Origin of the sequence: Methylobacterium indicum, assembly GCF_001043895.1 — a bacterium.
GTDB classification, from domain to species: domain Bacteria; phylum Pseudomonadota; class Alphaproteobacteria; order Rhizobiales; family Beijerinckiaceae; genus Methylobacterium; species Methylobacterium indicum.
The window spans coordinates 1-10,358 of the sequence record NZ_JTHF01000225.1 but is presented as its reverse complement, the minus strand read 5'-3'; the positions used below and the strand labels follow the sequence as shown (position 1 = coordinate 10,358).

The window sequence follows — 10,358 nt, the reverse complement described above, 5'->3', positions numbered from 1 at the left end:
CGCACCCGACAGGAGCAGGAGGGCCGCGGCACGCGGGAGGACCTGCGCGAGGGTCCGCAGGGGAAGGCGACGATTCGGGGGCACCATGGCGGGCGCACCCTGGGCCGCGCCGCCCCCGCCGCCTGCGCCTCCCGAGGAGCCGGCTCCGGCCGCGAAGCCGGCCTCCGTCCAGAACCCGTTCTCGGTCGAGGAGATCGAGGCCGAGTTCGCCCGGCTCCTCGGCCGGCCGCTGGACAAGCGCTGAGCCGGACCTAACCCCGACGCTGTTGCACCGGAACCGCGCCCGCCCGCCCTCGATGGGGCGAGGCGGGCGTGGCGCTTGCGGGCCGGGGCGCCGCGGCCCAGGGTGCGCCCGCCATGGTGCCCCCGAATCGTCGCCTTCCCCTGCGGACCCTCGCGCAGGTCCTCCCGCGTGCCGCGGCCCTCCTGCTCCTGTCGGGTGCGCCCGCGCTCGCGCAGAGCCTGACGGTCGATCTCGGCCCGAGCGGCGGCGTCACCGAGCGGGCGCTGCAGCTCGTCGCCCTCATCACCGTGCTGGCCCTGGCGCCCTCGGTCCTGGTGATGGCGACCTCGTTCACCCGCATCGTGGTGGTGCTGTCGATCCTGCGCTCGGCGCTCGGCACCCAGACGGCCCCGCCCAACGCCGTGATCGTCAGCCTGTCCCTGTTCCTCACCGCCTTCGTGATGGCGCCGACGGCGCGGGAGGCCTACCGCACCGGCATCGAGCCGCTGCTCGCCGGCCAGATCCAGCAGAGCCAGGCCTTCGAGCGGGCGAGCCAGCCGTTCAAGGCGTTCATGCTCCGCAGCGTGCGCGAGAAGGACCTGAAGCTCTTCCTCGATCTCGCCCGGGCCGGGACGCCGGCCACCCCGGAGGCGGTCGGCCTCGAGGTGCTGACCCCCGCCTTCATGATCTCGGAACTCAGGCGCGCCTTCGAGATCGGCTTCCTGCTGTTCATCCCGTTCCTGATCATCGACCTCGTGGTCGCGTCGATCCTGATGTCGGTCGGCATGATGATGCTGCCGCCCGCCACCGTGGCGCTGCCGTTCAAGCTGATCTTCTTCGTGCTGGTCGACGGCTGGACCCTGGTGGCCGGCTCGCTGGTGCAGAGCTACGGCGGCTGATCCGCGACGCTGATCGAGATGCGCCGTCCCGTTCGGCGGCCGCGCTCACCGCCGGGCGCCGTCCCGGTCCGGCCGGACCGCCTCGATCACGTGCGGATCGGGCAGCCCGGGCGCGGCGTCGGCCAGCACGATCTCGACCGGAACGGTCCCGGCCGCCGGGGCCTCGCCGCCCGAACCCTCGACCGGATTGTAGGGCCGGTTGTAGCAGCGGCAGACCGCGTGCCAGAACGCCGCGCGCTCCGCGGGGCTCAAGCGGCGCAGGCAGGCGTCGAGGGCGTCCTGGCCGGCCCGGGCGAGGCGCTCGCGCTCGCCATCGTCGAGCCGATCGAGTTCCGAGAGGTCGATCGCCCGCGGGTCCGGGCCGGACAGGATCTGGGGCGGCGCGGCGGGGGGGATCGATACGATCGCGTGCGGCACGCGCGAATCGAACAGGGTCGGATCGGGCACGGCTCGGCTTCCTGGCGGGCTTCGACGCCAAGTCTAACGCCCCTCGTCTCGCTTCGATCCCGACCGCGCCCGGGCGGATCCCCTCACGGCTCCGGGAAGAACGGCGGCGGGATGTTGTAGATCGGCAGGTTGGTGTTGCGCGGCAGCCAGGCGTGGAAGACCGGACCCTCGATCTCGCCGTACGAGACCGGGCGCAGGGTGGAGCCCCGCGGCACGGCGGCGACGAGCCTGCGGCCCCGATGAACCGGCCTCGTCGCCGGCCGGCGCCCGGTCTCGTACCCGGCGAGCGGGCGGCTGTCGCCGGCCGGTGCCCCGGGATCGCCGTGAGGGAAGCCGTCCGCCGCCGCGGGACCGGCGAGCGCCAGGCTCGCGCCGAGCGCCAAGGCTGCAGCCAGCGTCAAGCTCGCGCCGAGCGTCAAGCTCGCGGCGAGCGGCACGATCATCACGGCGGGGCGCAGCATGCGGATAGTCTCCGAGGGTCGCGCCAGCCTAGCGCCGCGAGTCCCACCAGGGACTTAACCGCGGCTCGCGATCGCCACGCCCAGAACCGCCACCACCATGCCGAGAAGCTGGACCGGCGCCAGGGTCTCGCCGAACAGCCCGAACGCCATTGCGGCCGAGACCGGCGGCACGAGGTAGAACAGCGCCGCGACGCCCGCCACCGCCCCGCGGCGGATGAGCCCGAGCAGGATCAGGATGCCGCCGACCGACAGGCCGAGCACCGCCCAGGCGAGGCCGAGGAGCAGGGGCGTCGAGAGGTCGAACTGCCCGGTCTCGGCGAGGAGCGCGAGCGGCAGGGTGAACAGCAGGGCGCCGACGAACTGCGCCGCCGCGTTGGTGCGCAGGTCGACCGAGACGGCCTTGCGCTTCTGCCACAGCGTGCCGAACGTGATGGCGACCGTGCCGCAGAAGCAGACGGCCAGCGCCTCGGGCGGAATGCCGCCGGCCGCTCCGAGCTTGGGCGCCAGCACCAGCCCGGCGCCGACGAGCCCGACCGCGATGCCGAGCCAGCGCTGAAGCGAGACCCGCTCGCCGAGGAGCGGCCCGGCCACCGCGGCGGTGAGCAGCGGCTGCAGGCTCGCCACCAGGGCGGCGATGCCCGCCGGCAGCCCGCGATGCACCGCCCAGAACACCGCGTCGAGATAGATGCCGTGGATCAGGATCCCGGCCACCATCGCGTCGCGCCAGCCGCGCCAGCCCCGGGGCCAGGTCGCGCGGGCCGAGACGGCAAGCCCGGTCAGCACGAGGGCGGTGAGCCCGAAGCGGACGGAGAGGAAGGTCAGGGGCTCGGCGTGCGGCGCGACGAGCCGCGCCACGACGAAGCCCGTGGCCCAGATCAGCACGAACAGGCCGGGGGCCAGGCGGGCGGGCCAGGCGGCGTCGGACAGGGGCAGGAGGCGGCTCATGATGACGGCGCAACGAGCACGGGCGCGGCCGCCGTGCAACCGGCGCCGTCGGCGGGCGGCCCCGCCCGCCACGCGGGGCTTGCGCCTCGGCACAGCCCCCTCCCCCGTGCCCGGAAGGACGCGGCGACCGGATTTCTGGCCGCCCGGCTTCCCAGGACGGGGCCCCGCGCTCTACCTGAGGCGGCAAGCCCGTCGGACGCGTCACCGGCCGGACGCGGCCTTCCCCGGACGACACGAGATGTCGATCAGCCCGAGAGTCCGCGCGCCGTGATCCGTCCCCGCACCGCCCTGGAGATCGCCGCCATCGCGGCCCAGCGCTTCGTCGCCCATGACGGCTGGGCGATCGCGAGTCACATCGCCCTCTCGCTGCTGACCTCGCTGTTTCCGTTCCTGATCCTGCTCACCGCGCTCGCCGGCGTGTTCGGCACCAAGTCGCTCGCCGACGAGGCCGGCAACCTCCTGTTCGAGATCTGGCCGAGCGAGGTCGCCGGCCCGATCGCCGGGGAGGTCCACCGGGTACTGACCGAGCAGCGCGGCGGCCTCCTCACCCTCGGCGCGGTGCTGGCTTTGTACTTCTCGTCGAGCGGGGTCGAGAGCCTGCGGGTCGGCCTCAACCGGGCCTACGGCCTGCGCGAGACGCGGCCGTGGTGGCTGACGCGCCTCGAATCGATCGGCTACGTCGTCTGCGCCGCCTTCGCGATGCTGGCCTTCACCTTCCTGGTGGTGCTCGGCCCGCTGGTCTGGCGCGGGCTGGTGCTGGTCGCGCCGGGGCTGGAGCCGCTCGGCCTCACCGTGGCGGTCGGCCGGGTCGGCGTGACGGTGCTCCTCGTCGCCACCGTGCTGGTGATCGCCCACAAGTTCATCGCCGCCGGGCGCCGGCCGGTCGTCCTGGTGCTGCCCGGCATCGCCGTGACGCTCTGCCTGTGGGTGCTGGCCGGCCTCGGCTTCGGGATGTACCTCGACCGGTTCTCGAGCGCCTACGTGTCGACCTACGGGGGCCTCGCCACCGCGATGGTCTTCCTGGTCTTCGTCTACTGGCTCGCCGCGATGTTCCTGTTCGGCGGCGAGATCAACGGCACGGTGATCGCCGCCCGCCGCCGCCGCCTCCAGGCCCAGGCCCAGAGGCGGCGGGACACCGTGAAGCTGCTGTAACACCAACGGCCCGAGATGCTGGCGCATCGATTCGAGACCGGAACCGAAGGTCGTTTTCAACGACCGTCGGTATGAGCCGGGCTCGTCAGCTCCAGGCGTGGAACGGCGGGTTCACCCCGTTCAGCGCGTGATTGCCGATGATCGCCACCTTCCAGCGCACCGGATCGTGCAGGGTGTGGGTGCGGGCATTGCGCCAGTGCCGGTCGAGATTGTGCTCGGCGAGCGTCGAGCGGGTGCCGGAGAGTTCGAACAGGGTGTTCGAGGCCGCGAGTGCCACCTCGGTGGTGAGCACCTTCGATTCGGCCACCGCGAGCTGGGCCGCCGCCACGCTCTCGGGCGTCGGGTTCACGACCGCCGCATCGACGGCGAGGCCCGCCCGGTCGAGCAGCGCCTCGGCGGCGTGCTGGCGGATCGTCAGGTCGCCGACGGCCCGGATCGTGTAGGGGTCGTCCGAGGCCCGCTCCTGGCCGCTGTCGATCCAGGGCCGCGCCTTCTCGCGCACGAACGCGATGGTGTCGTCGAGGGCGGCCCGCCCGATTCCCGCATCGATCGCCGCCTGGATGATCTGGAAGATGGCTCCGTCGACCCGCGGCGCCTCGTAGCCGCGCCAGGCCGGCACGAGGTGGCTCTTCTCGACCCGCACGTCGTCGATGATCACGGTGCCGCTCGCCGTGCCGCGCTGGCCGAAGCTCGACCAGTCGTCGATCACCGTGAGGCCCGGCGCGTCGCGCTCGGCGATGGCGTACCAGGGCCGGCCCTGGTCATCGACGGCGACGATCGGCACGAGATGGGCGAGCAGCGCGCCCGTGGCGTAGAATTTCCGGCCCCGCACGACGACGTGGTCGCCGTGATCGCTGAAGCGCGTCTCGAACTCCGCGGCCCGCTTGGTGCCCTTCTCCGAGAAGGCGTTGCCGAAGCGCAGGCCGGAGAGCACCGCGGAAAAGAGCCGCGCCTGCTGCTCGGGCTCCGACACGGTGCGGATCGCCGCGACGATGCCGAGATGGTTCTGGGCGATCTGCGCGATCGAGGGATCGGCGGCTGCAATGATCGCGACGACCTGCGCCAGCGTCCGGTACGAGATCTCCGGCCCGCCATGGCTGCGCGGCACGTTGATCGACCACAAGCCGCTCTGCGAGAATGCGTCGAGCTCCGCGAGCGGCCGTGCGCCGGTGCGGTCGCGCTCCGAGGCCCCCTCCCGGAAACGCGCCGCCAGGTCGTGCGCGACCCGGATCGCCTCCGCATCGTCGCGGATGACGTGGGCGGGCGTCGCGGGACGTGCAGGCCCGGGCGTCCCCTGCGGCACGTGCCCGGCGACGAGGTTCGGATTGACGGCGATGTTCATGGGTCGCTCCGCGTTCGGTCGAAGAATCGGGATCCCGGGCGGCACGCCGCGCACGCGGCGACCGTCACTGCACGGGAAAGGCCGGCCCCGAGCATGGCATCCGGAACAGTCGATGCAGATGATTGCCGCAAAGAACGAAAACCGTCTCCGGCACGACTGCCTGGAACGTCTCGATGACGTCAAAATCGTCGCAAAGGACGATGTTTCCGTCAAACGAAGCGATCGGTTTATTTCGCGGCTTTTCTGGAATTTCGTTTCCCGCCGAGCACCGATCGAGGGAAAGGCGTTTGCGCGGGGTCACCGCCGGCGCACCGGGCGACCATCGCGGCGGCGGGCCGAACCCGGGGTGCGAAGCGCGGCGGGCCCGCTTCCTTCGAGACACCGGACGGATGAAAAGCGTCCCGGTATCGCGGCGCGATCGGGGCGCAATGAAGCGTGGGGCGTCGCCCCGATTGCGGGCAGGTACGCGCCGGTCGGGATCGGCGCGGCCACGGTGCGACCGATCGGACGAACGGGAGAATCCCGCCGCCGGTCATGATCCGGGCCGGCCCTCAGGCCTGCCAATCGCCCGGGTCGCGGCGCCGTGTCGAGCGGCGAGGCTCAAGCTCGACCGGCAGCGGGGCCTCTACGTCGGCGAGGTAGCCGACCCCTGCTTGGAAGGCCCGTCCGCCGAGGCGAGGTGCCGGATGGCGTCGGTCATGTCGTAGCCCGCCGCCCGGGCCACGGCCAGGATCTCCGGCTCCGGCCGGCCGCGGGCGCCCTCGTGGAGCGACCAGAGCGTCGTCGAGCGGGTGCCGGTCCGGCAATAGGCGAGGACGGGCGTCGGCAGGTCCCCGAGCAGCGCACCGAACGCCGCCGCATCCGCGTTCGAGACCCGGCCCGACACGACCGGCAGGTAGCGGACCTCGATCCCGGCCGTGCGGGCGGCAACCTCGATCTCCCGAAAGTCCGGCTGGTCCGTCCCCTCCCCGTCGGGACGGTTGCAGATCAAGGCCCGGAACCCGGCCCGGGACATTGCCGGCACATCGGCGGGCCCGACCTGCCCGGCGACGGACAGGTCGTCCGTCAGGCGCTTGACGTCCATCGTCGCTCTCCCCGCTCGCGACGCCGGGACGACGGCACCGCCCGCGACACGATCCGTGCCACCGCCATTCCTGCGCACGGGACGACCGCCATGCGCCCCGCACGCGGCGCGGCCCGCAAACCATGGATTATGGCGGAGTGACGTCTCTCATCCAACGGCCGCGAGGAACAGATCCCGACAGGGCCGAATCCTCATCCAGAGGCAGATCGTCAAAAACGCCTGGGGAACGACTGCATTGGATGGAGCGGGCGATCGGGATCGAACCGACGACATTCAGCTTGGGAAGCGGTGGTCACTAGCTGATTTTGGTGAACTCTGGTCCTCGCCATGGCCGCCCATGTGGTGGCTTTCGACAACAAATAACCGGAGGGTTGGCGTCGGGCTCGATGCTCGGCCTGCCAACTCCCCTCCCCTCGACCATCCTCTCCTGGTCCCGCGGCTTCGCCAGCCTCTCCCCCGGCGTCGTCCCGTGCCGCGGGCTGCGCGAAGCGGAGTGGGCTGAGACGCAAGAGCGCTGCGGCGAGTTCGTCGAGCGCTGGGGGGATGCAGGCGCACGCGACCGGGTGGGACACGCTGCGGCTGTTCGGGGTGTCGCCCACGCTCGGCGCGATCCGCAGCGACTACTGCGGCGTCCTGATCCCAGCGTTGGCCGACGCGCACGAGGCCACAGCCGAGTGGGTCAGCATTGGGCTGCGGACCTGCTATCGGCACGAGTTGGTGAAGGTGCCGGTCACGATACCGATCTGGGAGTTCAAAAGGTGACGGGCGGCGAGGCCTACCGAGCGAAGCTCCTCATCGACGACGCGCTCGACGGGGCGGTCTCGGCCTATCCCGCGGATCCGTCGAAGCTGGTGGTGATCGAGATCGGGAAGGGCAGGCTCGACGTCGCCGCAGCCGTTCCAATGTAGGCCTCATCACCCAACTCTCGACGCAAGCGTGAGATGACGATCAAGCCAAATCCTACCTTCTCGGAGCTGACGCGCCTCCGCCTCGCCAGCGAAATTGCCACCTGGGGGTGGGAAATCGGGGACCACACTTATGGGATTCCCCGCATCCTGGAACCGGATCTCGCACGGCTGCGCATCGGCCGGTTCTGCTCCATCGGCCCGAACGTGACGATCGTCCTGGGGAACCACCGAACCGACCTCGTCACGACCTATCCATTTCGAGCGATCAACGCGCTCTCGGGCGCCTGGCCTACGGCTGCTGGTGGTGGCGATGACCATGACACTCGCGGCGACGTCTCGATCGGACACGACGTCTGGCTCGGAGCCAACTGCACGATCGTTTCAGGTGCGGAGATTGGGTCCGGCGCGATCGTCGGCGCGGGTAGCCTGGTTCGCGGCCAGGTGCCTCCCTACGCAATCGTGGCCGGCACCCCCGCGAAAGTCGTACGCTACCGCTTCGAGCCGGGCACCATCGCGCGCCTGCTTCAGGTGGCGTGGTGGGACTGGTCGGAGGAGAAGATTTCGGCAGCGATGTCGGCCATTCTTAGCCCGGATTTGGAGACATTCCTCGCCATGGCCGAAGGGGACCCGGCGGCGCGAGGCCTGGAGGGCGAGGCCTTATAGCATCATCTCCCGACGTCGCCGCGACCGTCCTGGCGCACGCCTACGCGGTCGAGGTGCTGGCGCGGGAGGGCGTGACCGGGCCGCAGCAGCGGAACGCGGTCAAGACGGCAGTGCTGCTGGCGACAGTCTGAGCAGGCAGGACCGTAGACGGGCCGAACCGACCCCAAATCGTAGGTTGAAAAAATGAAGCCGGGCGCTTGTGCAAGCGGCCCGGCTTCGTCCACCATCGGAGATGCGACTCAACCGATGGATCTGTATAGCATGTCAGGTGGATGCTCCCATAGCTACCATTCTTTATCGGCGCCGCTCTTGGCGCAGAAAACGACGTGTCTGAAATGCTGCAAAAGCTACAAAGCCGATACAGGCAGCCGCCCCAAGGGCCACTCCAATAAACATTACGGCTAGGGGGGCAGTCATGCTGTGGGGTTTCTCACTTCAATTTTGGCAATTAGTTGTGTTCTGGCTATGGGCAGCATCCGCTGTGGGGGGCGGCGTCGCTGTCGTTGCCGCCCTGGGTTCGTCCGTAATCTCATACTACATCAGCGAGGAGACCCAAACCGCCGCGAACCGAGATATTGCGGGCGCAAATGCCACGGCGGGCAGGGCAAACGAGGCCGCAAGCCAAGCTCATGAGCGATCTCTCAAGCTCGCGATAGAACTTGAGCAGGAGCGAATTGCGAGGCTAGAGATTGAGGCGCGTGTCCAAGAACAGGGCGCGCAGGTCAAGGGCCTAATGCCCCGCCGGCTCAGTGATGATCAGAAAAAAGCAATCATTGATGAGGCATCAAAGAAACAATCTTCAATATTGATGCTTATGGATACAAATGCGGCAGATATGAAATATTTATTCGCTGAAGTCTCTGGCGCTCTGCAAGCTGCTGGATGGAAAGTGCAAACCGGACAAATGACAGGCATTGCATCGCCCCCTCCAAGCGGTATCGGCCTTCTCGTGTCTGACACCAAAAATCTATCCGACGCTGATAATATCTTAAAGGCCGTGTTCGATAACGCGCGAATTCCGTTCGATGTGCAAGAAAATCCCATGAAAAATACGCCATTAGAACTGAATAAATATAATATGAATGTGATTATCACCACTCCGACAAAATAGAAAAGCGATGACCGCTAAAGCTCGTCTTACCCTCACCTCCGCCGTGGTGCTGGCCTGCGCCTGGGCCGCGGTGGCGGGCCTGATGCGGGCGGCGCGGCGGCTGGACGCGAGGATCGGCCGGTGACCCACCCTCCCACCGATCCCCAACCCCTCGACGTCATTGCCGAAGGGCTGCACGAACACGCCAGGGAGCGGGTGACATGGTGGCCCGCCTGGGAAGACCTCGACATGACGGACCCGTTCGAGGCGGGGCTGATCCGGTCGGCCTATGATCGGCCCGGGCCCTTGTGGAGATGAACGGCGGGGACGCGGGGTGAGGCGCGGCCGCAACCCGCGCCGGGCCTATGACGAGAACGGCTGGGAGATCGCGCCGCCGACCGTGGGCGACATGCGCGCCCAGGGCGACGTCACCGCGGCTGTCACCGGCCACGGCTGCCGGCGGCACGTCGTCATCCCGATCGACCGCTTCCCGGCGGATCTGCCCTTCCCGGACATCGCCTTGCGCATCGTGTGCTCACGTGCGGAAGCCGCGACGTGTCGGTGACGAGGGACATGCTGGCCCATGCCACGCAGATGCACGCCGAGCGCTGCTGGCGCTTACAGTCGGCGGCCATGTTCAGGCATACCTCTATCCCAATGACGGTGTACAAGCCGCTCAGCATAAACTTTTATCATCTAATGGCATTGTGAGACGGCCAGCCCCGGCTCAGTCATTTACCCATTCGTTCAAATTACCGCGGATATTGAATTATCATGATTGAATAAAATTGGCTTCGACATTGAAAGAAGGGAAATATTTACCAAATAACGATGACTTCAAGGCGAACGATCTTTTACGGCGGTATTAAATATTTTTTAAATCTACGCATGCAGCATATGGTAGAAATATCGCTGATTTTTGTAATATGAGTTTGAAATGTCCGAATACAAATACGAACCGGGTTCTACCCTAACTCCTTACGATCCGAACGACACGGATGACGTGTTTGACTTCACTGCGTCTCCCAGCAAGGTGATCATCCGTGCCAATGGCGGCGCCGACCTCATCTACGGTGGAGGGAGCGACGACGAACTGTACGGCGGAGACGGACAGGACACCATTCTAGTGCATTGACGCATTCAG

General features: G+C 68.3%; 15 protein-coding genes. 9 read left to right on the top strand and 6 right to left on the bottom strand.

Annotated features, from left to right (window positions below):
* Nucleotides 1-85 precede the first annotated feature (85 nt).
* Nucleotides 86-244 (top strand): hypothetical protein, encoded by a 159-nt coding sequence (locus tag QR78_RS35105; RefSeq protein WP_158004074.1) that lies wholly within the window; start codon nt 86-88, stop codon nt 242-244.
* 113 nt (nt 245-357) lie between these two features.
* A complete protein-coding gene (fliP, locus tag QR78_RS24300; protein ID WP_048430169.1) occupies nt 358-1,122 on the top strand; it encodes a flagellar type III secretion system pore protein FliP in 765 nt (254 codons plus the stop codon).
* A gap of 45 nt (nt 1,123-1,167) precedes the next feature.
* On the opposite strand, the gene QR78_RS24295 is transcribed toward fliP, so the two are convergent.
* The 3 genes from QR78_RS24295 to QR78_RS24285 all read right to left on the bottom strand — a co-directional run bounded on the left by QR78_RS24295 (nt 1,168) and on the right by QR78_RS24285 (nt 2,975).
* A complete protein-coding gene (locus QR78_RS24295; protein ID WP_053221062.1) occupies nt 1,168-1,569 on the bottom strand; it encodes a hypothetical protein in 402 nt (133 codons plus the stop codon).
* An 83-nt stretch (nt 1,570-1,652) separates the two neighbouring features.
* Nucleotides 1,653-2,030, bottom strand: a complete 378-nt coding sequence (locus tag QR78_RS24290; RefSeq protein ID WP_053221061.1) for a hypothetical protein — start codon at nt 2,028-2,030, stop codon at nt 1,653-1,655.
* Nucleotides 2,031-2,084: 54 nt separating this feature from the next.
* A complete protein-coding gene (locus tag QR78_RS24285; RefSeq protein WP_048430166.1) occupies nt 2,085-2,975 on the bottom strand; it encodes a DMT family transporter in 891 nt (296 codons plus the stop codon).
* A 270-nt stretch (nt 2,976-3,245) separates the two neighbouring features.
* On the opposite strand from QR78_RS24285, the gene QR78_RS24280 reads away from it, so the two are divergent.
* Nucleotides 3,246-4,127, top strand: a complete 882-nt coding sequence (locus QR78_RS24280; protein WP_048430165.1) for a YihY/virulence factor BrkB family protein — start codon at nt 3,246-3,248, stop codon at nt 4,125-4,127.
* A gap of 85 nt (nt 4,128-4,212) precedes the next feature.
* Here QR78_RS24280 and QR78_RS24275 read toward each other — a convergent pair whose 3' ends face one another.
* The 3 genes from QR78_RS24275 to QR78_RS24270 form a co-directional block, all read right to left on the bottom strand.
* Complete coding sequence (locus QR78_RS24275; protein ID WP_048430164.1) at nt 4,213-5,469, bottom strand: SfnB family sulfur acquisition oxidoreductase; 1,257 nt, start codon at nt 5,467-5,469, stop codon at nt 4,213-4,215.
* Between the two features lie 64 nt (nt 5,470-5,533).
* Nucleotides 5,534-5,770, bottom strand: coding sequence for a hypothetical protein (locus tag QR78_RS34380; protein ID WP_125900907.1), 237 nt, complete (start codon nt 5,768-5,770; stop codon nt 5,534-5,536).
* 324 nt (nt 5,771-6,094) lie between these two features.
* Nucleotides 6,095-6,553: a protein tyrosine phosphatase family protein gene (locus QR78_RS24270; RefSeq protein ID WP_048430163.1), complete on the bottom strand. Its 459-nt coding sequence runs from the start codon at nt 6,551-6,553 to the stop codon at nt 6,095-6,097.
* Nucleotides 6,554-7,096: 543 nt separating this feature from the next.
* Here QR78_RS24270 and QR78_RS35670 point away from each other — a divergent pair.
* From QR78_RS35670 to QR78_RS34365, 6 genes are all read left to right on the top strand, one after another.
* Nucleotides 7,097-7,315 (top strand): hypothetical protein, encoded by a 219-nt coding sequence (locus tag QR78_RS35670; RefSeq protein WP_053221060.1) that lies wholly within the window; start codon nt 7,097-7,099, stop codon nt 7,313-7,315.
* Nucleotides 7,312-7,461: a hypothetical protein gene (locus QR78_RS35100; protein WP_158004073.1), complete on the top strand. Its 150-nt coding sequence runs from the start codon at nt 7,312-7,314 to the stop codon at nt 7,459-7,461. Before QR78_RS35670 ends, QR78_RS35100 begins: the two co-directional genes overlap by 4 nt.
* Before the next feature lie 33 nt (nt 7,462-7,494).
* Nucleotides 7,495-8,124, top strand: a complete 630-nt coding sequence (locus tag QR78_RS24260; protein ID WP_048430162.1) for a CatB-related O-acetyltransferase — start codon at nt 7,495-7,497, stop codon at nt 8,122-8,124.
* A gap of 415 nt (nt 8,125-8,539) precedes the next feature.
* Entirely contained in the window at nt 8,540-9,235 is a 696-nt protein-coding gene (locus tag QR78_RS34370) for a hypothetical protein (RefSeq protein WP_125900905.1), read from the top strand.
* A 313-nt stretch (nt 9,236-9,548) separates the two neighbouring features.
* Nucleotides 9,549-9,779, top strand: a complete 231-nt coding sequence (locus QR78_RS24255) for a hypothetical protein (RefSeq protein WP_053221059.1) — start codon at nt 9,549-9,551, stop codon at nt 9,777-9,779.
* Between the two features lie 372 nt (nt 9,780-10,151).
* Entirely contained in the window at nt 10,152-10,349 is a 198-nt protein-coding gene (locus tag QR78_RS34365) for a hypothetical protein (protein WP_125900903.1), read from the top strand.
* Nucleotides 10,350-10,358: the final 9 nt, after the last annotated feature.